Consider the following 24,349-nt stretch of genomic DNA (forward strand, 5'->3'; position numbering starts at 1 on the left):
GCGGTTCGCTGCGGTATGGCGGCCCGTCTTCCTATCAGGCATGAGCTTTGCTTGTCCGCAAGGGCAAGGCAGCCGCATTGAACTGGAAACTTCCGCATGGGCCGGCCTCCACCGGACGCGGGGCAACTTAAGACAGCGCCGTGCCCGCCTCGTTTTTGAGGATTGGCCGGCCCACATGGAGAAGGGAAGAACATGGCTCGTATAGCCGGCGTCAACATTCCGACCAACAAGCGCGTTGTCATTGCGCTTCAGTACATTCACGGCATTGGCAAGCGGTTCGCCCAGGAGATCGTCGACAAGGTCGGCATCCCGGCCGAGCGCCGCGTCAACCAGCTGACCGACGCGGAAGTGCTGCAGATCCGCGAAACCATCGACCGCGATTACCAGGTTGAAGGCGACCTGCGCCGCGAAGTCTCTATGAACATCAAGCGGCTCATGGACCTCGGCTGCTACCGCGGCCTGCGTCACCGCCGCTCGCTGCCGGTCCGCGGCCAGCGCACGCATACCAATGCGCGCACCCGCAAGGGCCCGGCCAAGTCGATCGCCGGCAAGAAGAAGTAATTTGTTAGGGGAATAAGGGAGTAGGGGAGTAAGGCAGTAGGGAATGCCCATCAATCGGGCCGCACTTTTCCCTACTCCCTTACTGCCCTATTCCCCTACTCCCTTACGAAGGTGGAGCCGCTGGCATTACGGCGGTGTAGAGATCAACTGAAAGGACTATCATGGCCAAGGAAGCCGCTCGTGTTCGCCGTCGCGAACGCAAGAATATCTCGTCGGGCGTTGCCCACGTCAATTCGACCTTCAACAACACGATGATCACCATCACCGACGCGCAGGGCAATTCGATTGCCTGGTCGTCGGCCGGTGCCCAGGGCTTCAAGGGTTCGCGCAAGTCGACCCCGTTCGCTGCCCAGATGGCTGCCGAGGATGTTGCCAAGAAGGCCCAGGAACACGGCATGCGCATGCTCGAAGTCGAGGTCTGCGGGCCCGGCTCCGGTCGTGAATCGGCATTGCGCGCCCTGCAGGCCGCCGGCTTCACCATCACGTCGATCCGTGATGTGACGCCGATCCCGCACAATGGCTGCCGCCCGCGCAAGAAGCGTCGCGTCTAAGCATTTATCGAACGCCGCGCGAGCGCCCTTGGGCGCTCCTCCGCGGCATTCCAGGTCGCCCGCCACGATTGGATGGTGGCGGGTCAACGGAAGGAAAGCATCATGATCCAGAAAAATTGGCAGGAACTGATCAAGCCGAACAAGATCGAGTTCTCGTCGAAGAAGAAGACGCTGACCACGCTGGTCGCCGAGCCTCTCGAGCGTGGCTTTGGCCTGACGCTGGGCAACGCGCTGCGCCGCGTGCTTCTGTCTTCGCTGCGCGGTGCGGCTGTTACCGCCGTGCAGATCGACGGCGTTCTGCATGAATTCTCGTCCATCGCCGGTGTGCGCGAGGACGTGACCGACATCGTCTTGAATATCAAGGAAATCGCCATCCGCATGGAAGGCGATGGTCCCAAGCGCATGGTCGTTCGCAAGCAGGGACCGGGTGCTGTTCTTGCCGGTGACATCCAGACGGTTGGCGACGTCGAGATCCTCAACCCCGACCACGTCATCTGCACGCTGGACGAAGGCGCTGAAATCCGCATGGAATTCACCGTCGACACCGGCAAGGGTTACGTGCCGGCCGACCGCAACCGCGCCGAAGACGCGCCGATCGGCTTGATCCCGGTCGACAGCCTTTATTCGCCGGTCAAGAAGGTCTCCTACAAGGTCGAGAACACCCGCGAGGGTCAGGTTCTCGACTATGACAAGCTGACCATGACGATCGACACCGACGGTTCGATCACCGGCGAGGACGCGGTGGCTTTCGCCGCCCGCATCCTGCAGGACCAGCTCGGCCTGTTCGTCAACTTCGACGAGCCGCAGAAGGAAGTCGCCGCCGAGGCCGTCACCGAGCTCGCCTTCAACCCGGCGCTGCTCAAGAAGGTCGACGAACTCGAGCTTTCGGTGCGTTCGGCCAACTGCCTGAAGAACGACAACATCGTCTATATCGGCGACCTGATCCAGAAGACCGAAGCCGAGATGCTCCGCACCCCGAACTTCGGCCGCAAGTCGCTGAACGAGATCAAGGAAGTCCTGGCGGCGATGGGCCTGCACCTCGGCATGGAAGTGCCGGACTGGCCGCCGGAAAATATCGAAGACCTCGCTAAGCGTTACGAAGACCAATATTGAGCATGAATTCCAAGGATCGGCGGCGTGGGCCGCTCGATCCGACGGTCATGCGGAAAACCATCAGAGGCCACGGCCTCTTGAACAACTGAAGAAGGAAAAGAGCCATGCGCCACGGTTTCAAAGGCCGTCGCTTCGCCCGAAGCATTAGCCATCGCAAGTCGATGTTCGCCAACCTCGCCGTGTCGCTGCTCGAGCACGAGCAGATCGTCACGACCTTGCCGAAGGCGAAGGACCTGCGTCCGATCGTCGAGAAGCTGGTGACGCTCGGCAAGCGCGGCGACCTGCACGCCCGCCGCCAGGTCATTGCCCAGATCGGCAATGAAGGCGTCGTCAAGCGTCTGTTCGACACCATCGCGCCGCGTTACGCCAACCGCAATGGCGGCTATCTGCGTATCATGAAGGCGGGCTTCCGTCACGGTGACAACGCCGCCATGGCTGTCATCGAGTTCGTCGATCGTGACGTCTCGGCCAAGGGCGCCGGCGACCGCGCTCGCATCGAAGCCGAAGGTGCCGACGCGGATGCCGCAGCCGCATAAGGCTCGGTTTTCCCAATGAGTTCAAAGGGGCCTGCGGGCCCCTTTTTTGTTTGCCGATGTTTGCTGTCCATCGGCCAGCGCCAGGTACTGGCTTCCGCTCAACAGCTTCCAATTGAATGCACCCGGTACCTCTTCAGTCTTCGGGTAGGGGTATGAATAGATACTGTCGAGGACGGCTTGAGAATCGATTTTCGCCATCGATTGCGATGGGGAGGAGACGTTCAAATAGGTTTCGGCGTCTTGGTTGCCGATGAAGTCGGCAGCCACATGAAAATGTATCTGAATCGGTCCGGCGCAGATGTTCATTCCGATGTCATGGCCGGACGTCGCGTAGAAAACCTTGGCCTGATCTGGAGTCCAAAGGCCGGCACCCAGGAACTCTGATGGCTTTGTCTTTCCGCTGAACCCGTCCAGGGAGACTGCAAAGCGAGTGGTGAGAGCCTCCAAATCGCCTTTGAGGCAACTGGCCTGCTCAATTTGAAACCAGTTCATCTGGCGAGGCGGCGTGATATCAAAGGAAATTTCGAGCTTTCCGAACGTCCAGTAATCTGGATCGACATGCTCAGGCGTGCCGAGCACTTCGACAATCTCGGCCATTGTCATGTCGGGGGAGATCGGCCCCAAGCTGCCGGTCTTCAAAAAGTCACGGAAAGACAGGAGTTGTTTTTTCATCAGGGCCACGAGGTTTTCGGTTTCAAGGTCAGCTGTAGCTGTTTTGCTGCCCAAAATAATCGGATTTCAGCGGCTTAGCCTTTCATTTTGCACAATCGTCGGGACAATGCCCCCGAACTTGCCTTGGAGGATTCGCGAATGCGCGCCAGAAGACTGCCCTTTGTTCTGCTTTTCGCCGTCATGGCGTTTGCGGCCGCACCGGTGGTCAGGCAGGCATTGGCCGAGGAGACCAAGACCGATCCCGGCCTGTCCGATGTGCTGACCGACCTGCTGCATGGCGTCGAAGGCGAAAACGCCACGGCTGGTCCCGACAAGCGTGTGCCGTTCGGCCGCGAGGAGGTGCAATTGTCCTTTGCGCCGCTGGTCAAGCAGACAGCCCCGGCGGTGGTCAACGTCTATGCCTCGCAGACCGCCAAGGTGACGTCGCCTTTCGACGGCGATCCGTTCTTCGAGGAATTCTTCGGCCGCTCGCAGCCGCGTGCGCAGTCTTCGCTCGGCTCCGGCGTGCTGGTCGATCCGACCGGCGTCGTGGTCACCAATTACCACGTCATCAAGGATGCCGACCGGGTCAAGGTGGCGACGGCGGACGGACGCGAGTTCGACAGCAAGGTGCTGCTCAAGGACGAGACACTCGACCTCGCCGTGCTCAAGATCACCTCGGACAAGCCGTTTCCGGTTATCGCCATCGGCGATTCCGACGCGCTTGAGGTCGGCGACCTGCTGCTGGCCATCGGCAACCCCTTCGGCGTCGGCCAAACCACCACCAGCGGCATCGTCTCGGCATTGGCCCGCAGCCATATCGGCGTCTCCGATTCCAGCTTCTTCATCCAGACCGACGCCGCCATCAATCCGGGCAATTCCGGCGGTGCGCTGATCAACATGGGCGGCCAGCTGGTCGGCATCAACACCGCCATCTACAGCCGCAGCGGTGGTTCGATCGGCATTGGCTTTGCCATTCCCTCGAATATGGTTCGCGCTTTTGCCGACGCGGCCAAGGCCGGGCTCGACTTCTTCGAGCGGCCCTATGTCGGCGCCGAGTTCGAATCGGTGACGCCGCAGATCGCCGAATCGCTTGGCATGGAGAAGCCGACCGGTGCGCTGGTCTCGTCGGTCGAAGCGACCGGTCCGGCCGCCAAGGCAGGGCTCAAGCCCGGCGACGTGGTGCTGCAGCTCAACGGCAAGCCGGTCGAGAGCATCGAAGCGCTGGACTACCGGATGGCGACGCTGTCGATCGGCACCACCGCCAATTTCGCGGTTTTGACCAAGGGCCAGCAAGCGGCGATGGATATAGCGCTGGAGCGTGCTCCGGAAGGCATGAAGGCTGCCGAGGTGACGCTGCATGGCCGCAGCCCGTTTTCGGGCGCCAAGGTCGCGGAGCTGTCGCCCCGGCTCGCGCAGCGGCTTGGCCTGCGCACGGACATCAAGGGCGTCACCGTGGTCGACATCAACCGCGATTCTCCGGCCGCCGATTTCGGCTTCCAGCCGGGCGACATCGTGCGTGAGGTGAACGGCACCACCATCGATACCGCGGCGACCCTGGAGCTGGCGGCCAAGACGGATACGCGCTGGTGGCGCTTTACCGTCGAGCGTGGCGGGCAGATAATGCGTCAGGTGTTGCGTTATTAGGGCTGGTTCCGTGCATTCGGGCTCATGCTCCAACGAAAAAGAAGTGCATGGCCGATCTGTTCAGCGTCGATGAACCGGAAAAGACCTCGCCTGGGCGGCCGCTGGCCGACAGGCTGCGGCCGAGAAACCTTGGCGAGGTCGTCGGCCAGGAGCATCTGACCGGCCCTGACGGCGCGCTGACCCGGTTGATCGGTTCCGGCTCGCTCGGCTCGATGATCTTCTGGGGGCCGCCCGGCACCGGCAAGACCACCGTGGCGCGCCTGCTTGCCGGCCAAACCAGCCTGGCCTTCGAGCAGATATCGGCTGTCTTTTCCGGCGTCGCCGACCTGAAAAAGGTGTTCGAAGCGGCCAAATTGCGCCGCACCAATGGCCGCCAGACCTTGCTGTTCGTCGACGAGATCCATCGCTTCAACCGTGCCCAGCAAGACAGCTTTCTCCCGGTCATGGAGGACGGGACAGTCGTGCTGGTTGGCGCCACGACCGAAAACCCGTCCTTCGAACTGAATGCCGCTTTGTTGTCACGCGCGCGCGTTCTGGTCTTCCATTCGCTTGGCGAGGAGAGCATCTCCAAGCTGATGACGCGGGCGGAGGAGACCGAGGGCAGGGCGCTGCCGCTCGACGACGAGGCGCGGGCCATGCTCATCCGCATGAGCGATGGCGACGGCCGGGCCTCGCTGACGCTCGCGGAGGAAGTCTGGCGGGCAGCCAAACCCGGCGAGGTCTTCGATCCCGAGGGACTGCAGCGCATCGTCCAGCGCCGCGCGCCGATCTACGACAAGGGCCAGGACGGCCATTACAATCTGATCTCGGCGCTGCACAAGTCGGTGCGCGGTTCAGACCCTGACGCGGCTCTCTACTATCTCGCACGCATGTTCGATGCCGGCGAGGATCCGCTCTATCTAGGCCGCCGGCTGGTCCGCATGGCCATGGAAGACATCGGCCTTGCCGACCCGCAGGCGCTTGTCGTCGCCAATGCCGCCAAGGATGCCTACGACTATCTCGGCTCGCCCGAAGGCGAACTCGCCTTTGCCGAGGCCACCGTCTATCTCGCCACCGCGCCCAAATCCAACGCCGTCTATAACGCTTTCAAGGCTGCCACGCGGGCCGCCAAGGAACATGGTTCGCTGCTGCCGCCCAAGCACATCCTCAACGCGCCGACAAAGCTGATGAAAGCGGAGGATTACGGCGCCGGCTATCGTTACGACCATGACGAGCCGGACGCCTTTTCGGGGCAGGATTATTTTCCGGAGAAGATGGGCCGCCAGACCTTCTATGATCCGCCCGAGCGCGGCTTCGAGCGCGATATCAGGAAGCGGCTCGACTATTGGGCGAAGCTGCGCAAGGAGCGGGAATAGCGGGTTTGCGTGAGGCCGTTGACCAGATCCGCCAGGCAGCCAGCCGGCCACGATAGCAGGGCCGTTGTGTGGTAACCCAAAAAACCTTATCAAGGCGCACGGCCGGGCGGTGGCCGTTGCCTTGATTTGGGCACCTCATTCGCAACAGGATCGCGCTTCGCGCGTGGAAAAATGACAAAAACCCTTCGCAAATCCCTTCGCAAGTTCGCCATTGCCATCCCGCTTCTCGCCCTTGGCTTCTATTTCATTCCCATCCTGACGACGATCTTCATCATCTGCGGCCTGATCGACGTGCTGCGCAACGACCGCAAGGATCTGTCGCTGTTCTCAGGCTATTTTCTCGGCAACGGCCTGTTCACCTGGCTGCTTTCGCCGTTCAATCTGCTGGTCGACCTCTTGTGCTACAGAAATCCGGGCGTCTGGAAGCTGGAGCAGTTTCCCGCCGACTACCAGCGCGAGGTCAACGAGGTCCTGGACATCTTCAAAGCGCGCAAGGATGAGATCATTGCCGACATCGACGCCAATTTCGGCGCCGGCCGGCGCGGCATGTATGTCTACCAGTGGTACGGCAAGCACAGGATCGATAATGTCGCCGAGTTCAACAAGGATTTCAAATACATCAAGACCATAGCCGTTTCCGTCTTCAGCAAGCGCGAATCGACGTCCTGGCATTTCGGCCCGCTGCGGCTCAGCCTGCGCATCCTCTACAATCTGATCCCGGTGAAGTCGGAGATTTTCGTCGAGTGCGGCAACGTCAAGAATTACTGGTACGACAATCCGCTGTTCATCTTCGACGACACGCTGCTGCATCGCTCGGTCAACGAGTATGACGGCCGCCGCTACTGCGTGTTCATGGACATTATCAGGCCGTCTCCGGTTCCCCGTCTCATCGCGGGCATGCTCGCCATCGTCTCGGTCAGCGTCGAGCGCATCAATTCCATGTTCTACAAGAACTGGAAGATGATCGGCTCGACCAAGCCGAAAAATGCCGGGACGACCTGAGCTTTAGAGAACCGGCGCTGCCGGCGGCATTTGGGTGCTCCGCATGTGAGATTTGGCCCATCCTTGTGGCCGCTCATGCGCCGGAACGGCTCCTGGCTGCATGAACGGCGGCCCGGGCTGACTTTGACAGTTCTGCCTCTCCCCTCCTGGCGGCTTCAAGTGACGAAGAACAGATCTCTCGGATTTTGGGCAACGACCTATGTGTGCACCGCTCTGCTGGGAGTTGCTCTTGCTCTCACCTATGTAGGGCTTGAACAGCCTGTCTATTACTGGGACTTCGCTGCCTATTTCGACACGTTCAGCCGGCAAGGCACGCTCTTGGTTCAGAGCCCTCTCGAATGGCTCAGCCACCTGAGAACCTCGATAGCCACGGATGACTACAGTGCGGCGATCCTGGTGCCGCTGATGCCGTTTCACATCATTTTTGGCGATTCGAGGTTTTCCTACATCGCCGGAACAGTCGCTGTTTATCTGGTCCCGACCGCTCTTCTCATCGGCAGAATAAGCTATCTGGAGGCGGCGACCGGGACGTCTTCATACCGAAGCTGGCTCACCGTATGGATTGCGGCCTTTCTCTACACGCCCTTCTGGGCGGCGACGCTTCGCGGGTTGCCTGACATTGCCGGCTGTTTCGCGCTTTGCGCGGCAACCTATTTTCTCTGGAAATCGAGGTTCCTGACCCATGAACCGGTGATCAGCGGAATACGTGTCGGCGTATGCCTGTGGTTGGCATTCGTGCTGCGCCGCTGGTACGCCTATCCCGTCATCGGGGTCGGAATTTCCGCAGCCTTCTTCTGTTTTCTGCAGGCGAAAGACCGGGACTTTCCGGCACTCAGCAATGCCGCCGTCGGGGGCCTGTGTGCGATCCTCGTGGTTATCGGAGCCGCGCTGACCTTCCAGCAACCCCTGATCCTCAAGATACTGGGAACCAGCTATGGCGACCTTTACAGCGGATACAAGACAAACTTCGGTTCACAGCTTGGCCAGGTAGGATCGCGGCTCAGCTATGTGAACTGGCTGTTGATCGTATTTGGCCTTTACATCTCCATCATACGCCGAAACAGATTTTCCCTGTTCTGTGCCGTTGCTTCGGCACTCACCTTCGTCCTCTTCACCCGCATGCAGGACCCGGATCGCCATCATTCGGTGCCAGTATTTCTTTGGCTCTTTCCTGCCTACGCCCAGGCAATCGTTGCGATCGGTTCGATGCCGGCACTGAGATCGCTATGGTCGAACGCCGCGATAGCCGTTGCCGCCGGGCTGGCGTTTTTCGGTACTTTTTTCCCGACTGGCCGCCAGGTGCTGTCACCGATCAGCTACGTCTTTGCCAGCGAAGCCACGCTCCCGCTGCACCTCGACAATCTTCCAGAATACAGGCGCCTTATCGATGACCTTCTTGGAAAGATGGGACCTGAGGACCGGTTGTCGGTATTTGCATCCAGCGGGATGATGAGCGATTCATTGCTGTATGAAATGGACAAGGACCTTTACCCTCGCATCGAGTGGGCTTGTCAGGTCGATAGTCGCGATCGATTCAGACCGGCGGCGTTGAAGTCCAAATACGTTGTCGTGACCGATCCGCCCGTTACCCATCTGCAGCCGGGTGCGCAGCTCTGTGTCTCGATACCGGACCAATACATTGTCGAGGGCAAAGGCATCGGCGCAGCATACAGGCGCATCGCGGCGTACCAGCTGTCCGGCGACGTCAAGGGCTACCTCTACGAACAGGTGCGCCCTGTCGGCAAAACGGAGATCGATGACCTCTACAACGAGTTCAGGAAAAAATATCCGGGATGGGCAACGCCTGAGTGGTGACGAACTCGGCCAATCCGTGCGGTTGCGCCCGCAACGAGGGATTGACCGGGCAGCCGTGCGGGGGCAGTAAACGGTCATGTTCAATCTGTTTCTCGTCGTCGTCGGTGGCGGCATCGGTGCCGGAATTCGTCACCTTACCAACATCGGCGCGCTGCGCCTTGTCGGCCCCAGCTATCCCTGGGGCACGATGGCCATCAACGTCATCGGCTCCTTCGCCATGGGGCTGTTCATCGCCTCCATGATGCGCCGTGGCGGATCGAACGAGGTCAGGCTGTTCGTTGCTACCGGCATTCTTGGCGGCTTCACCACCTTCTCCGCCTTTTCGCTCGATTTCGCGACGCTGTGGGAGCGGGGAGCCACGCTGCCTGCGCTGGCTTATGCCCTTGCCAGCGTCATTGGCGCCATTATCGCCCTGTTTCTGGGACTTTGGCTCGCAAGAAGCCTGCCTTAGTGCTATTGCCGCGCCAAGAACAGGCCGGGCTTCGCTCGGGAAACGGATAAGCGACAAAAAATATGGCAGGCGTTGAACAGATCACGGTGGAGGCCGGCGAGGCGGGCATGCGGCTCGACCGCTGGTTCAAGACCCATTTCCCGGGCCTTGGTTTCGGCCATTTGCAGAAGCTTCTGCGCTCCGGCCAGATCCGTGTCGACGGCGGTCGGGTCAAGGCGGACACCCGTGTCGAGCCCGGCCAGATGGTTCGCGTCCCACCGCTCGAGGTCGACAAGAAGGGCGAGAGTGCGCTGACCGGCCACTCGATCCGCAACCAGGGCGATGCCGATGTTCTCGCCAAGATGCTGATCCACGAGGATCCCAAGGTTTTCGTCTTCAACAAGCCGGCGGGCCTTGCGGTGCAGGGTGGCTCGGGCGTCACCCGCAATGTCGACGACATGCTGGAGGCCTGGCGCAACCAGAAGGGCGAGAAGCCCAGGCTGGTTCACAGGCTCGACCGCGACACCTCGGGCGTGCTGGTCGTCGCCCGCAGCCGGCTGGCCGCCATGAAGCTCTCGGAAGCGTTTCGCGCCCGCGAGACCAAGAAGACCTATTGGGCGCTGGTCAAGGGCGTGCCGCCCAAGCGCGAGGACAAGATCTCGACCTGGCTGATCAAGGAGCCGACGCCGGACGGTGACCGCGTGCGTGTCGCCGCGCACGGCGAAAAGGGCGCCGATCACGCCGTGTCCTACTACCGGATCATCGAGCAGGCGGCGCAGACGATGACCTGGCTGGAGATGGAGCCTTATACCGGCCGCACCCACCAGCTTCGCGTTCATGCCGCCCACATCGGCTGTCCGATCCTGGGCGATCCGAAATATTTCGAGGCCGACACCAACTGGGACTTTCCCGGCGGCATTCAAAACCGCCTGCATCTGCATGCGCGCCGCATCATCATTCCGCATCCCGACAAGGGCGTCATCGATGTCACCGCGCCAATGCCGCCGCACATGCGACAGAGCTGGAACCTGATCGGCTTCGACGACGCCAGCGCGGAGGACTGATCGTGAGCGGCGCCACCGACGGGCTCGCCGCCGATACGCTTGATCGCCGCGACACGGTCGACATGGCCGCCGCCGCCATCATGGTCGGGCTGACCTTTTCCTGGGGGCTGAATTACGTCGCCGCCAAGATCTCCTACGCTGGCTATGATCCGGTTTTCCTATCGATCGCGCGCTCGATCATCGGCGGCCTGTGTGTCTTTGCCTGGTGCCGGTGGCGCGGCATCGCGCTTTTCACGCGCGACGGGACCTTGCTCGCCGGCATCGCGGTTGGCGCGCTTTTCGGCATCGAGTTCCTTTGCCTTTATGTCGGCCTGGAGCATACGACCGTTGCCCGCAACACGCTGTTGGTCAACACGATGCCGTTCTGGATGCTGCTCGGCGGCCATTTCCTGCTCGGCGAGCAGATCACGTTGAGAAAATTCCTCGGCCTGCTGCTGGCCTTTGCCGGCCTTGCCGCGGTGTTTTCCGACAAGCTCGGCGGCGGCGGAGACATGCTGTTCGGCGATCTTCTGAGCCTCGGCTCCGGATTCTTCTGGGCTTTGACCAATATCCTCATCAAGCGCTCGAAGCTGGTCGAGGCGAGCGCCGAGAAGCTTCTGCTTTACCAGCTCGCCGGGGCAGCGATCGTCGGCGTCTTGGTGCTGCCTCTCGCCGGCCCGCCCGTTCGCGATCCGACCGTGCTGCCGACTTTGGCGCTGCTTTTCCAGGCTGTCTACATCGTCGCCTTCACCTATGTGCTGTGGTTCTGGCTGCTGCGGCGCTATCCGGCATCGGGCCTGTCCAGTTTCACCTTCCTGTCGCCGGTTTTCGGCGTGCTGTGCGGCGCCATGTTCTTGAATGAGCCGCTGACCATGCGCATTTTCCTGGCACTTGGCCTGATTGCCGCCGGCCTGATTATCGTCAACCGGCCGGCGCGCAAGCTGACGCCGGTGTAAGAGAGACCTTCATGCGTGATATCCTCAACGACCTCGAAGCGGGCAAATATCTTTCCCATCCCGATCCGGTGCGTCGCGCCCAGATCCAGATGAAGACGCATCTGCCGAAGCGCTTCTACAAGGCCGCCTCTGTCGCACCTGTCGACAATGGCTTTGCCGTGCATCTCGACGGCAAGCCGGTGCGCACCCCGGGCAAGGCGCTGCTGGCGCTGCCTACCGAGGCAGCAGCAGTGCTTGCCGCCGACGAATTCGCCGCCCAAAGCGAGACCATCAATCCGGTGACCATGCCGGTGATGCGTCTCGTCAACACCGCCATCGACGGTGTTGCCAGCGACCCGCAGGCGGTGCTGGAGGATATCCTGCGCTTCGCCTCATCCGATCTGCTCTGCTACCGCGCCGACGTACCGCAGGGGCTGGTGGAGCGGCAGAACCAGCATTGGGATCCGGTGATCGACTGGGCGAGGGGAACACTCGGGGTCCGCTTCAATCTCGCCGAGGGCATCATTCATGTCGAGCAGCCGCGCGAGACCATCGCCGTGCTGGGCAGCCATCTTGCTCAGCGAACAGAGCCGCTGCGGCTCGCCGCCATCCATGTGATGACCTCGCTGACCGGTTCGGCTCTGCTGGCGCTGGCTGTCGATTTCGGCGAACTCGATGCCGATTCTGCCTGGGCCGCTGCCCATGTCGACGAGGACTGGCAGATCGAGCATTGGGGGCAGGACGCGGAGGCCGTTGCCCGCCGCGCGGCTCGCAAGCGCGACATGATGGCTGCTGTCGGCCTGCTGGAAGCGCTCAAGCGCTAAGGAGTTTTCCCAGCTCGCCCGGATTCATCCCGCAGTGCACCTAATACCAAAGTCATAATCCCAAAGACGCGCTGCCTTTGGCAGGCGCTTTCTGTCATTTTTCCGAATGGCTGTCGTTGAGTCCGTGCTCGGAGGAGAACGCGGACGGTGTCGCGCAGCATCGAGAACGGGTCTCACGGGAGGATAACGCAATGGCAATCGCATCGACCGCCGGCGGAGCAAGCCGCGGCATGACGCGGGAGGAGAAGAAAGTCATCTTCGCTTCCTCGCTCGGCACCGTTTTCGAATGGTATGATTTCTATCTCTACGGCGCATTGGCCGGAGCGATCGGCGCGGCATTCTTCGCCTCCTATCCAGAGGCGACTCGCAACATCTTCACGCTGCTGGTTTTCGCCGCCGGCTTCCTGGTGCGCCCGTTCGGCGCGCTGGTGTTCGGTCGCATTGGCGATCTCGTCGGCCGCAAATACACATTTCTTGTCACCATCCTGATCATGGGCCTGTCGACCTTCCTGGTCGGCCTGCTTCCCGGCTCGGCGAACTGGGGCATTGCGGCGCCCATCATCCTGGTCGGGCTGCGCATGCTGCAGGGCCTGGCGCTCGGCGGTGAGTATGGTGGTGCGGCGACCTATGTCGCCGAGCATGCTCCCGACGATCGCCGCGGCTTCTATACGTCGTGGATTCAGACGACGGCGACGCTCGGCCTGTTCCTGTCGCTGATCGTCATCCTGGTCGTGCAGAATTCGCTGAGCAAGGAGGATTTCGCGGCTTGGGGCTGGCGTATTCCGTTCCTGCTCTCGGCCATACTGCTCGGCATATCGGTCTGGATCCGCCTGTCGCTTGCCGAATCGCCGACTTTCCAGCGCATGAAGGACGAGGGCAAGGGCTCCAAGGCGCCGCTGACGGAAGCCTTCGGCCAGTGGAAGAATGCCAAGATCGCGTTGCTCGCGTTGTTCGGCCTCACCGCCGGCCAGGCTGTGGTCTGGTACAACGGCCAGTTCTACGCGCTGTTCTTCCTGGCGAATGTGCTCAAGGTCGACCCACAGTCGGTCAACATCATGATCGCGATTGCGCTGGCGCTCGGCGCGGTCTTCTTCGTCGTGTTCGGCTGGCTATCCGACAAGATCGGCCGCAAGCCGATCATCATGGCCGGTCTCGCGCTGGCGATCGTCACCACTTTCCCGCTGTTCAAGGCGCTGACATGGGCCGCCAACCCGGCGCTCGCCACCGCCCAGCAGAACACGCGTGCGACGGTGACCGCTGCTCCGGGGGACTGCAAGTTCCAGTTCAATCCAACCGGAACACGCAAGCCTCTCACCTCGTGCGATATTGCGACGGACTTCCTGGCCAAAAGCTCGGTGCCCTATGATATCGTCACGACAGCGGCAGCGGGAACAGCGGCCAGCGTCAAGATCGGCGCCGAGACCGTGACGTCTTACGACGCCGTGGCGGCCGCTGATAAGGCTGCTCCAAGCGATGCGGCTTTCAAGAAGGCGATCAACCTGGCGCTTCAGGACGGCGGTTACCCACTGAAGCGTGCTGCCGCCAAGGTTGCTGACCAAAAGCTCGACGCCTTTGTCGCGGCCAATCCCGAACTGAAGCTCGACGCGGCAGCCATTCGCGCCGGTGAAAAGGCCACTGTCCCGCTCGCCCAGGCGGTCAAGGACAAGCTGCTGACGGCCGATGAGGCTGCCGGCGCCACGGACGTGACCGTCTACAGTGTTCCGGCGGCCGGTGCGTTCGCGATGTTTGCCGACCCGGCGGCGGTCAACTGGGCAAAGGTCATCGGCATCCTGTTCATCCTGGTCCTCTACGTGACCATGGTCTACGGGCCGATCGCGGCGATCCTGGTCGAGATGTTCCCGACCCGCATCCGCTATACCGGCATGTCGCTGCCCTATCACATCGGCAATGGCTGGTTCGGCGGCCTGCTGCCGGCGATCGTGTTCGCGCTCAGCGCCTCCAAGGGCGATATCTACTACGGCCTCTGGTATCCGGTGGTGATCGCGGCGATGTCGCTGATCATCGGCATGATCTTCGTCAGGGATACGCTGGGAACCAACCTGCACGACAAGCAGTAGCTGACAGCTCCAGCATACAAAGATAAAGCCCGGCGCGAGCGATCGCGCCGGGCTTTTGCTTTCATGCTATCCGTTGACGAGGGCTGCTGCCCCTCTGTGTCAGATCTTGCGGCCCCGGGCCTCATCCTCGATGGCTGCCTCATGGTACCAGCCGTCGCCGAAGTCTGCGCGGGCACCACGCAGCGAGGCAAGCTCTGCCGCAAACTTAGCCCTTCCGCTCAAATTTGAGGCAGAGAGACGCGCTGCCGCCGGGAACATCAGAATTTTGGCCGACGGTCGTGTGGAAATGATTTCCATTGCCGGGTTCCTTTCTTCCGCCGAACCTTTTCGATTCAACTTGGTCCGAAGATAAGGTCTGCAATCAAGTTAGGCAATATGCCTATGAAAAGATCAGTATTTGCACACTATTTGTGCAAAGAACGATTGTGATGGATCCGAGCGCATCGCTTAGGCGGCTCACCGACTTCGAGTGATACCGGGTCAATTTTGCCGCACCCTCCGGACCAAGAATGGCACACGAATTGCATTTTAGGTGTGCGGCAGGCCGGCTGCTGACGGCAGACGCATGTCGACGCCGTTCAGTGTTCGGTGATCAAGCAACGAGAGGCTAGAATGACGAAATACAAGCTCGAGTATATCTGGCTCGATGGATATACCCCGGTCCCCAACCTTCGCGGCAAGACGCAGATCAAGGAATTCGCCGAATTCCCTGATCTCGAGCAGCTGCCGCTATGGGGCTTCGATGGTTCCTCGACCCAGCAGGCCGAAGGGCACAGCTCCGATTGCGTGCTGAAGCCGGTTGCGGTCTATCCGGATCCCGCCCGCACCAACGGCGTGCTGGTCATGTGCGAAGTCATGATGCCCGATGGCGTGACGCCGCACGCATCCAACAAGCGCGCCACCATCCTCGATGACGAGGGCGCCTGGTTCGGCTTCGAGCAGGAATATTTCTTCTACAAGGACGGCCGGCCGCTCGGCTTCCCCGAGAGCGGCTATCCCGCACCCCAGGGCCCGTACTACACCGGCGTCGGCTATTCCAATGTCGGCTCCATTGCGCGCCAGATCGTCGAGGAGCATCTCGACCTCTGCCTCGCCGCCGGCATCAACCACGAAGGCATCAACGCCGAAGTTGCCAAGGGCCAGTGGGAATTCCAGATTTTCGGCAAGGGCTCCAAGAAAGCCGCCGACCAGATGTGGATGGCCCGCTACCTCATGCAGCGCCTGACCGAGAAGTACGGCATCGACATCGAATACCACTGCAAGCCGCTTGGCGACACCGACTGGAACGGCTCTGGCATGCACGCCAACTTCTCGACCGCCTATATGCGCGAAGTCGGCGGCAAGGCCTATTTCGAAGCGCTGATGGCGGCCTTCGACAAGAACCTGATGGATCACATCGCCGTCTACGGCCCGGACAACGACAAGCGTTTGACCGGCAAGCACGAGACCGCGCCGTGGAACCGGTTCAGCTATGGCATTGCCGACCGTGGCGCCTCGATCCGCGTGCCGCATTCCTTCATCAAAAGCGACTACAAGGGTTATCTGGAAGACCGCCGTCCGAACTCGCAGGGCGACCCCTACCAGATCGCCTCGCAGATCCTGAAGACGATCGCCTCGGTTCCGGCAAGCGCCCAGGTTTCGGCCGCCGCGTAAGCGTTTCGGACTGCATGACAAGAAGACCCCCGGCGTTTCGCGCCGGGGTTCTTTTTTGGCCGTTACCCGGCTGACGGCATTCCTGGGAAAACATACCCAGAAAAAGTCAGGAAATTCACGCGGCCGCAAATCGCCCGGGAGTTCTTGCCGCAGCCATGTGAGCCTCCGGCGATCACTCGCTATAAAGCCCGGAAAAGCGCCTTTTCCAGCCCTTATCCGGGGCAAAGGGCCTTCCATAAGCATCTGTTCATACAGCAGAATCGGCCATTCGCGGCCCGGCTTGCGACGTTGACAGATCACGCTACGGCATGCGTATTCGCAGGCCTTGGGGTTACGTCACGCAATGCTGTTCGGACGGGCGGGGTTTTCTGAACGGCGGCATTGGCGTGGGCGCCGGACGAGCGGTCACTGTAGCCTGAGACAGTGCTCCGCTCGCTCCTGGCTCCAACGTTGGCGACCGAGCGGCCGCCTTGATCTTCACTGGACATCGCCGAGTAGTGATTGAAGTCACCGGACCGACGCTCAAGCCGGCCGCTCCGATGGACCGTAGGTCCAAGAATCCGGGCATCGTGCGATCGCCGAAGACGAAAGGCGGATACGGGCGCGCATGCGGCTGCCGCGCAGGCGAGACATGCCGGTCGGCTGGCAATTCCTATTGGAGCGCAGCAAAAAGCCCTTGAAAGAGGGAAGTCTTTCAAGGGCTTGGTTATGGCGAATCTTAGGCTGAGATTGAAGCCTCAGACGGAGTAGTACATGTCGTATTCGACCGGATGCGGGGTCATTTCGAAGCGCATCACTTCGGCCATCTTCAGCTCGATGTAGCTGTCGATCTGGTCGTCGTCGAAGACGCCGCCAGCCTTCAGGAAGCCACGGTCCTTGTCGAGGCTCTGCAGGGCTTCTCGCAGCGAACCGCAGACGGTCGGGATCTTTTTCAACTCCTTCGGCGGCAGGTCGTAGAGATCCTTGTCCATCGGCTGGCCGGGATGGATCTTGTTCTTGATGCCGTCGAGGCCGGCCATCAGCAGGGCGGAGAAGGCGAGGTAGGGATTCGCGCCCGGATCGGGAAAGCGGACCTCGACGCGCTTGGCCTTCGGCGACGAGCCGAACGGGATGCGGCAGGACGCCGAGCGGTTGCGCGCCGAATAGGCGAGCAGAACCGGCGCTTCGTAACCCGGCACCAGGCGCTTGTAGGAATTGGTCAGCGGGTTGGTAAAGGCGTTGATCGCCTTGGCATGCTTGATGACGCCGCCAATGAAGAAGAGGCAGTTTTCCGACAGACCTGCATATTCATTGCCGGCGAAGGTCGGCTTGCCGTTCTTCCAGATCGACATGTGGACGTGCATGCCCGAGCCGTTGTCGCCGAAGATCGGCTTCGGCATGAAGGTGGCCGTCTTGCCATAGGCGTTGGCGACCTGGTGGACGACATATTTGTAGATCAGCATCTTGTCGGCGTTGCGCACCAGTGCGTCGAACTTGATGCCGAGTTCGTGCTGGGCCGCCGCCACCTCATGGTGATGCTTTTCGACGCGCACGCCCATCTCGGCGAGCACGGTCAGCATTTCCGAGCGCATGTCCTGCGCGCTGTCGATCGGCGGCACCGGGAAGTAGCCGCCCTTGACGCGCGGACGGTGGCCGAGATTGCCGGTCTCGTAGTCGGTGTCGTCGTTCGACGGCAGTTCCGTGGAGTCGAGCTTGAATCCGGTGTTGTAGGGATCGGCCTTGTACTTCACGTCGTCGAACACGAAGAACTCGGCTTCCGGGCCGACATAGATGGTGTCGCCGATGCCTTCGGCCTTCATGTAGGCCTCGGCCTTCTTGGCCGTACCGCGCGGATCGCGGTTGTAGGATTCACCCGAAACCGGATCGAGGATGTCGCACAGGATGACCATGGTCGACTGCGCGAAGAACGGGTCCATGTGGACAGTGTCCGGATCGGGCATCAGCACCATGTCGGACTCGTTGATGGCCTTCCAGCCGGCAATCGACGAGCCGTCGAACATCACGCCATCGGCGAACATGTCTTCCTCGACCTCGATGACATCCATCGTCACGTGTTGCAGCTTGCCCTTCGGGTCTGTGAAGCGCAGGTCGACGAATTTCACGTCGTTGTCCTTGATCTGCTTCATGATGTCTTTGGCTGTCGTCATGTCATGTATCCCTGTTTGATGACGTTTTTTGTTGATGACGTTTTCAGGAGGATGGCCGGGTCAGGTCAGACCGCGTCCATGCCCGTTTCGCCGGTGCGGATTCGCACAACTTCCTCGATATTGGAAACGAAGATCTTGCCGTCACCGATGCGGCCCGTCTGGGCCGCCTTGCGGATGGCCTCAATGGCGCCTTCGACCGCGTCGTCGCCAAGCACGACCTCGATCTTCACCTTGGGCAGGAAATCGACGACATATTCGGCGCCGCGATAGAGTTCGGTGTGGCCCTTCTGACGACCGAAGCCTTTTGCCTCGGTGACAGTGATGCCTTGCAGTCCGGCTTCCTGAAGCGCTTCCTTCACTTCGTCCAGCTTGAATGGCTTGATGATCGCTTCGATCTTTTTCATGTAAAAAGTGGCCTCCACTGCCAAAAAAACGGGTTGTGACCCCCCGCTTGCGCCTCCATCAAGCACGAACTGTGCCAATTCAGCGGATTCTAAGCGGTCTCATAAGATTTCAAAGCCGCGCCGCACCGGGATGCAAATTCGCGTCATTCACTGCACCGGAAGCGGCATGGGCTGCCAGAGCCTACACAGCGCCAACACCCGCGTCCGCACAAAAATCAGGCACATCGCCTATCCCGCAGGCAATTTTCTGCCCGCGATGCCTTCGTGCCGACGTTATGGCCGCAGATCTCGGCAACTCCCCCTTGTTTGCTTAGGATCGAAATTGGACAATGCTTGATAGCATGCGGATCGGCAATCCATGAGCAACGAACTTCTTGTCCCCGCCGAAATGACCGCGGCCGATCGGCTGACGATCGCGGCCGGTCCGGCCGATGGAATCAGCCTGATGCGGCGCGCGGGCGCAGCGGTCGCGGCCGAGGTTCTCAAGCGCTATCCCTCGGCAAAGCACATCCATGTGCTGTGCGGGCCCGGCAACAATGGCGGCGATGGCTATGTCGTCGCACGCCTCCTGGCCGGCAGCGGCGTCGGCACAACGATCTGGTCATCCGGAGCGCCGAGGCCGGAAAGCGATGCGGCGCTCGCCGCCGCGGAATCACTGATCAAGTCCCGGCCGCTGTCTGATTTCGACGCCGAGTTCGGCTCGATCGTGATCGACGCGCTCTATGGGGCAGGGCTGTCCAAGCCGCTTTCCGGCGATGCCGCGAAGGCCGTCGATACCGTGACAGCCCTGCGCCTGCCTGTGGTCGCGATCGACCTGCCGTCGGGCGTCTCAGGTGCCAGCGGCGAAATATTGAGCAGGGCGTTTCGCGCCGAACTCACCGTTACCTTCGCCCGGAAAAAGCCCGGCCACCTGCTGCTGCCGGGGCGCGGGCAATGCGGTGAAATCGTGCTCGCCGATATCGGCATCGATGACGGCATCATCGCCCAGCTCGCTGTCTCGACCTTCGAAAATGTGCCGGACCTGTGGTTGCGGGAATTTCCGGTGCCGGCGGTGGACGCGCATAAATACAAGCGCGGCCATGTCGGCGTCTTTTCCGGCGGCCCGAGTGCTACCGGCGCGGCGCGGCTGTCGGCGATGGCCGCCGCTAGATGCGGGGCAGGGGCGGTCACCGTGCTGTCGCCTGGCAATGCCATGCAGGTGAACGCGACACACCTGACCTCGATCATGCTGCGAGAGGCGGGGTCACTCGAGGAGGTGCAGGAATTTCTGACGGCGCGCCATCCCGAGGCGCTGGTGTTTGGACCGGGGCTCGGGCCAAAGCCCAAGGTCGGCGATTTCGCCCTGCAACTGATCAAGACCTTGGCGGAGGGTGCACGCGCATCGCAAACCGCAAACCACGGAGGAGCGATCGTGCTTGATGCTGACGCCATTACATCTATGGCCCATCAGCCGCAGTCGCTGTTCGAAGCCGCCCGTCACCTGAACGCGCCAGCGTTGGTGATCACGCCGCATGAGGGTGAATTCGGCCGCTTGTTCCCAGATATCGCCGGGGACAAAACCATGTCGAAATTGGACAAGGCGCGGGCGGCCGCAGCGCGGGCCAATGCCGTCATCGTCTACAAGGGCGCCGACACGGTCATAGCAGCGCCCGATGGCAAAGCGGCGATCAACTCCAACGGTGCACCGTGGCTGGCCACAGCCGGGTCAGGCGACGTGCTGTCGGGCATCATTGCCGGTTTGCTCGCACAAGGCATGCCGCCCTTGGAGGGCACCTGCGCGGCGGTGTGGCTGCATGCCGAAGCCGGCAGCCGGTTCGGACCCGGCTTGATCGCCGAGGATCTGCCGCTGGCGCTGCTGCCGGTGTTGCGTGAACTCTTCGACGCGCGCATGGCTGTTCCATGAACCGCGCCCTGGCTCTGCTGCTTGCCACAGTCTTAGCCGTCTTCGTGGCGTCGACGGCGCGCGCCGAGGGCCCTTTGATCATCGTCGACGATCCGGCGGTGCTCGCCGCACTCGATGCCAAGGGTTTCGGCTTCGTCGACGTTTTCGGCGTCGACGGCGAGGACGGTCTAAAGGCGCTTTACGACGAGGCACCCGCCTATCACGCCATCGTCGACATCGTTGCCTCTGATGTTGCGGCATTGCGCGCCGAGATGAAAGCCGGTGGGCGGCCGCTCTACGAGATAACCGACGGCAATGTCGGCCGCATCATGGACATGCGCTGGCTGAAGACCGATGCCGCGCGCCTCCGGTTGGTCGGCATCGTCAACCGGCTCGACCGTCGCGATTTCACGCTGCTGCAAGGCGACAGGAACTGCGGCGAGGTGCGCTTTATCTACCGCCTGGCCTACAGTTTTCGCAAGAACGGCAAGCTGCTGGCGTCGCGCCTGCCGTTCAATTTCAATGCCATCTATAGCGCGGCACCCGATGCCGACGGCGGCTGCGTCGGCGTTGCCGGGCGCTGGACGCCACAGCTTGACGAGAGCGTCGATGCCGGCTGGCTGACCGGTGGACCTCTGGAGAAGGCCGGGCTGACCTTCAAGCAACTGGAGCTCAACGCACAGGTGGTGCGCTTTCCCTCCGGCCAGGAAACCGAGTTTGGCGGCCAGGCCGCCTATCTCATGCGGATATTCGGCATCGATGGTGCTGACATCAGCGAGAAGCCGTTGGAGAACACACCCGACACTGCACGGCTCTCTCAGGATGCGGCGCTGAAAGCACGGCTTGCCGCCTATGTCGGCGCCAACCTGCCGGCGGTCGATGAAGGTGTTTATGAAATCCCCGACGAGTTCCTGGCCAGGAAAATCATCTCGTGGTCGACCTTCGGCAGCGCGCGGCAGGCCAATCATCCGTTTACGCAATTATACCGACCCGAGGAATTCGCATCGCTCGACTATTCCAAGCTGAAACTGCTGCGCACGCCGGAAGCGTTGGTCGAGCGGCTGGACAATGGCGCCTGCCAGGGTTGCCACCAGGCCGGTTCCACCGCCGGTTTCCATTTCATCGGCCTCGACGACAAGACGACATCGCCGCTCAACCGCATCGAGGTCGGCATCTCGCCGCATCTTCATGCCGAGATTCCGCGCCGCCAGGGCTGGCTCGCCGCTACAGCCGCGGGCAAGCAGCCGAACCGCTTCCGTCCGCTCTCCTTTGCGCCGCCGGCAGCCTGGACGGAGACCGCGGTCGACTATGCGCCGGCGGAGATGGCCATGCCGTGCCTGATGCAGGAAGATGCGGCTCACTTTGGCACGTCCTGGCAATGCGGCGGCGGCACCGTCTGCACGGCGCTGGCCACCGCTTCGGGCGTGCGCACGAAACTGGCGCAGTGCCTGCTGCCCAAGGACAGCCCGGAGATGTTTTCCGGGCACCCTTGTTTGACCGGCTCGATCGCCAGCAACGCGGCGCAGCCTTTCAACGACCGCTACAGCAAATCGGGCCAGTTCGCGGCCTTCGCGCCTGACGTCTCGCGCACCGCTTACACCTGCCGTCCGCCGAAGATCGGCGTGCCAGGTGGGATTGCCTATCGCGGCTGCGACGACAAGGACCGTACATTTGCCGCCTTCAAAGCCGGCAAGCCCATGCCGAACGAGATCTGCGGGCTGGTCGGCGGCAAGAAGTTCGACATCTGCGTGGCCACCAACAATTTCGATCAATGCCTTGGCGGCGCCGTCAATCGCGGCAATCGGCCGGCCTGTTCGGCCGATCATTTCTGCCGCGAGGACTATATGTGCCAGTCGCTGCCGTCCGATACGCCGGGCATTTCAAAAGTGAAGGGCATCGGTTTCTGCTCGCCGACCTACTTCATCTTCCAGATGCGCATCGACAACCACGCAACGCCATGGGGCAGCCCTGTCCGCGCCACGATGGGAGCGGGGTTTAGTGCGGCGGAAGAGGAGTGAGTTGCCAACGCCTCACAGCGGAATATTGTCGTGCTTCTTCCAGGGGTTCTGCATATCCTTGTTGCGCAGCATGCGGAGCGCGCGCGCGATGCGGCGGCGCGTCGAGTGCGGCATGATCACCTCGTCGACATAACCGCGTTCGGCGGCGACGAAGGGCGACAGGAAGCGATCCTCGTAAGCCTTTGTATGGGCTGCGATCTTTTCGGCGTCACCGATGTCCTTGCGGTAGATGATCTCGACCGCGCCCCTGGCGCCCATGACCGCGATCTGCGCCGTCGGCCAGGCATAGTTCATGTCGCCGCGCAGATGTTTTGAGGCCATCACGTCATAGGCGCCGCCATAGGCTTTGCGGGTGATGACGGTGATCTTCGGCACGGTCGCCTCGGCATAGGCGAACAGGAGCTTCGCGCCATGCTTGATCAGCCCGCCATATTCCTGCGCCGTACCCGGCAGGAAGCCGGGGACATCGACGAAGGTGACGATCGGGATCGAAAAACAGTCGCAGAAGCGCACAAAGCGCGCCGCCTTGCGGCTGGCGTCGGAATCGAGCACGCCGGCCAGCACCATCGGCTGGTTGGCGACGAAGCCGACGGTGCGGCCCTCGACGCGTCCGAAGCCGGTGACGATGTTCTTGGCAAAATTCTGCTGGATTTCGAAGAAGTCGCCTTCATCGGCGACCTTCAGGATCAGTTCCTTGATGTCGTAGGGCTTGTTGGCGTTGTCGGGAATCAGCCGGTCGAGCGACAAATCATGGTCGGTGACCGACTGGTAGCATTCGATCTCGGGAAGCTCCGACGTGTTGGAGGCCGGCAACAGGTCGACCAGCCGGCGCATCTGCAACAGCGCCTCGACGTCATTGTCATAGGCGCCGTCGGCGATCGAGGATTTCGTCGTGTGGACGGAGGCGCCGCCGAGGCTCTCGGCGGTCACCGTCTCGTTGGTCACAGTCTTCACCACATCCGGCCCAGTAACGAACATGTAGGAAGTGTCGCGCACCATGAAGATGAAGTCGGTCATGGCAGGCGAATAGACGTCGCCGCCGGCGCACGGTCCCATGATGACGGAAATCTGCGGAATGACGCCTGAGGCCAGCACGTTGCGCTGAAAAATCTCGGCATAGCCGCCGAGTGCTGCCACGCCTTCCTGGATGCGCGCGCCCCCGGCATCGTAGAGGCCGATGATCGGCGCCCGGTTGCGGAGCGCCATCTCCTGCACCTTGATGACCTTCTCGGCATGCGCTTCCGACAGCGAGCCGCCGAATACGGTAAAGTCCTTGGCGAAGAGGTAGACCGGGCGGCCGTTGACGGTGCCCCAGCCGGTGACGACGCCGTCGCCGGCGATCTTGGTGTTCTCCATGCCGAAGTCGGTCGAGCGGTGCTCGACGTACATGTCGAATTCCTCGAACGAGCCCTCGTCGAGAAACACCTCGATGCGTTCCCGCGCGGTGAGCTTGCCCTTCTTGTGCTGGGCATCGATGCGGACCTGGCCGCCGCCCATGCGGGCGATCTCGCGGCGGCGCTCGAGTTCCTTGAGAACGTCTTTCATCGATTACCTCCCAAGCCAGCGGCATTTCGTCGTAATCGTGGCCGCGAACCCGCGGCACCAGCCCGGGGGCGGCCCCGGGTTGATGGCGGGGGCAACGAACGCCCACGCAATGATAGGGCGCGGCGACCACAAGAGGACCCCGAAGGGGGTGGGGGCGGG

At 61.7% G+C, this 24,349-nt stretch carries 21 protein-coding genes; 16 read left to right on the top strand and 5 right to left on the bottom strand.

Going from position 1 to position 24,349, the window contains the following annotated elements; translation table 11 throughout:
- Positions 1-192: 192 nt before the first annotated feature.
- From rpsM to rplQ, 4 genes are all read left to right on the top strand, one after another.
- Positions 193-561 carry a 30S ribosomal protein S13 gene (gene rpsM, locus NKJ00_RS30500; RefSeq protein WP_013531437.1) on the top strand — a complete coding sequence of 123 codons (369 nt, stop codon included), beginning with the start codon at positions 193-195 and terminating at the stop codon, positions 559-561.
- Positions 562-722: 161 nt separating this feature from the next.
- A complete protein-coding gene (gene rpsK, locus NKJ00_RS30505; protein ID WP_006205444.1) occupies positions 723-1,112 on the top strand; it encodes a 30S ribosomal protein S11 in 390 nt (129 codons plus the stop codon).
- A 102-nt stretch (positions 1,113-1,214) separates the two neighbouring features.
- Positions 1,215-2,225: a DNA-directed RNA polymerase subunit alpha gene (locus NKJ00_RS30510; RefSeq protein WP_023812081.1), complete on the top strand. Its 1,011-nt coding sequence runs from the start codon at positions 1,215-1,217 to the stop codon at positions 2,223-2,225.
- A gap of 104 nt (positions 2,226-2,329) precedes the next feature.
- Positions 2,330-2,761 carry a 50S ribosomal protein L17 gene (rplQ, locus tag NKJ00_RS30515; RefSeq protein WP_027038732.1) on the top strand — a complete coding sequence of 144 codons (432 nt, stop codon included), beginning with the start codon at positions 2,330-2,332 and terminating at the stop codon, positions 2,759-2,761.
- A gap of 21 nt (positions 2,762-2,782) precedes the next feature.
- Here the strand turns inward: rplQ and NKJ00_RS30520 are convergent, their stop codons facing one another.
- Positions 2,783-3,487, bottom strand: a complete 705-nt coding sequence (locus NKJ00_RS30520; RefSeq protein WP_352611719.1) for a hypothetical protein — start codon at positions 3,485-3,487, stop codon at positions 2,783-2,785.
- A gap of 84 nt (positions 3,488-3,571) precedes the next feature.
- On the opposite strand from NKJ00_RS30520, the gene NKJ00_RS30525 reads away from it, so the two are divergent.
- From NKJ00_RS30525 to NKJ00_RS30565, 9 genes are all read left to right on the top strand, one after another.
- A complete protein-coding gene (locus NKJ00_RS30525; RefSeq protein ID WP_352611720.1) occupies positions 3,572-5,059 on the top strand; it encodes a DegQ family serine endoprotease in 1,488 nt (495 codons plus the stop codon).
- A gap of 47 nt (positions 5,060-5,106) precedes the next feature.
- On the top strand, positions 5,107-6,414 hold the full coding sequence (locus NKJ00_RS30530) for a replication-associated recombination protein A (RefSeq protein WP_352632374.1): 1,308 nt from the start codon (positions 5,107-5,109) through the stop codon (positions 6,412-6,414).
- 171 nt (positions 6,415-6,585) lie between these two features.
- Complete coding sequence (locus tag NKJ00_RS30535; RefSeq protein ID WP_127295791.1) at positions 6,586-7,416, top strand: aspartyl/asparaginyl beta-hydroxylase domain-containing protein; 831 nt, start codon at positions 6,586-6,588, stop codon at positions 7,414-7,416.
- Between the two features lie 159 nt (positions 7,417-7,575).
- Positions 7,576-9,231: a hypothetical protein gene (locus tag NKJ00_RS30540; RefSeq protein WP_352632376.1), complete on the top strand. Its 1,656-nt coding sequence runs from the start codon at positions 7,576-7,578 to the stop codon at positions 9,229-9,231.
- A 76-nt stretch (positions 9,232-9,307) separates the two neighbouring features.
- Positions 9,308-9,682, top strand: a complete 375-nt coding sequence (gene crcB, locus NKJ00_RS30545; RefSeq protein WP_352611723.1) for a fluoride efflux transporter CrcB — start codon at positions 9,308-9,310, stop codon at positions 9,680-9,682.
- 62 nt (positions 9,683-9,744) lie between these two features.
- Positions 9,745-10,725: an RluA family pseudouridine synthase gene (locus tag NKJ00_RS30550; protein WP_023812076.1), complete on the top strand. Its 981-nt coding sequence runs from the start codon at positions 9,745-9,747 to the stop codon at positions 10,723-10,725.
- Positions 10,726-10,787: 62 nt separating this feature from the next.
- Positions 10,788-11,660, top strand: a complete 873-nt coding sequence (locus tag NKJ00_RS30555) for a DMT family transporter (RefSeq protein ID WP_050592714.1) — start codon at positions 10,788-10,790, stop codon at positions 11,658-11,660.
- 11 nt (positions 11,661-11,671) lie between these two features.
- Entirely contained in the window at positions 11,672-12,463 is a 792-nt protein-coding gene (locus NKJ00_RS30560; protein WP_352551992.1) for an ATP12 family chaperone protein, read from the top strand.
- A gap of 191 nt (positions 12,464-12,654) precedes the next feature.
- Positions 12,655-14,541, top strand: a complete 1,887-nt coding sequence (locus NKJ00_RS30565) for an MFS transporter (protein ID WP_023812073.1) — start codon at positions 12,655-12,657, stop codon at positions 14,539-14,541.
- Between the two features lie 99 nt (positions 14,542-14,640).
- Here NKJ00_RS30565 and NKJ00_RS30570 read toward each other — a convergent pair whose 3' ends face one another.
- A complete protein-coding gene (locus NKJ00_RS30570) occupies positions 14,641-14,838 on the bottom strand; it encodes a DUF2735 domain-containing protein (RefSeq protein WP_352611724.1) in 198 nt (65 codons plus the stop codon).
- A gap of 315 nt (positions 14,839-15,153) precedes the next feature.
- Between NKJ00_RS30570 and NKJ00_RS30575 the strand changes: the two genes are divergently transcribed.
- On the top strand, positions 15,154-16,194 hold the full coding sequence (locus tag NKJ00_RS30575) for a glutamine synthetase beta-grasp domain-containing protein (RefSeq protein WP_023812071.1): 1,041 nt from the start codon (positions 15,154-15,156) through the stop codon (positions 16,192-16,194).
- A gap of 737 nt (positions 16,195-16,931) precedes the next feature.
- Here NKJ00_RS30575 and glnA read toward each other — a convergent pair.
- Positions 16,932-18,341, bottom strand: coding sequence for a type I glutamate--ammonia ligase (gene glnA, locus NKJ00_RS30580; protein WP_128306005.1), 1,410 nt, complete (start codon positions 18,339-18,341; stop codon positions 16,932-16,934).
- Positions 18,342-18,406: 65 nt separating this feature from the next.
- Complete coding sequence (locus NKJ00_RS30585) at positions 18,407-18,745, bottom strand: P-II family nitrogen regulator (protein ID WP_006205430.1); 339 nt, start codon at positions 18,743-18,745, stop codon at positions 18,407-18,409.
- A gap of 358 nt (positions 18,746-19,103) precedes the next feature.
- Here NKJ00_RS30585 and NKJ00_RS30590 point away from each other — a divergent pair, with 358 nt between their 5' ends.
- Both NKJ00_RS30590 and NKJ00_RS30595 read left to right on the top strand, forming a co-directional pair.
- The gene (locus NKJ00_RS30590) at positions 19,104-20,648 is read left to right on the top strand and encodes an NAD(P)H-hydrate dehydratase (RefSeq protein ID WP_352611725.1); all 1,545 of its coding nucleotides are present in this window, start codon (positions 19,104-19,106) and stop codon (positions 20,646-20,648) included.
- Positions 20,645-22,645 (top strand): hypothetical protein, encoded by a 2,001-nt coding sequence (locus NKJ00_RS30595; protein WP_352611726.1) that lies wholly within the window; start codon positions 20,645-20,647, stop codon positions 22,643-22,645. The genes NKJ00_RS30590 and NKJ00_RS30595 overlap by 4 nt, the downstream gene beginning before the upstream one ends.
- Before the next feature lie 12 nt (positions 22,646-22,657).
- On the opposite strand, the gene NKJ00_RS30600 is transcribed toward NKJ00_RS30595, so the two are convergent.
- Positions 22,658-24,190, bottom strand: a complete 1,533-nt coding sequence (locus tag NKJ00_RS30600; protein WP_023812067.1) for an acyl-CoA carboxylase subunit beta — start codon at positions 24,188-24,190, stop codon at positions 22,658-22,660.
- Between the last annotated feature and the right edge of the window lie 159 nt (positions 24,191-24,349).

Source organism: Mesorhizobium sp. M0227, from assembly GCF_040321855.1.
Lineage (GTDB): Bacteria > Pseudomonadota > Alphaproteobacteria > Rhizobiales > Rhizobiaceae > Mesorhizobium.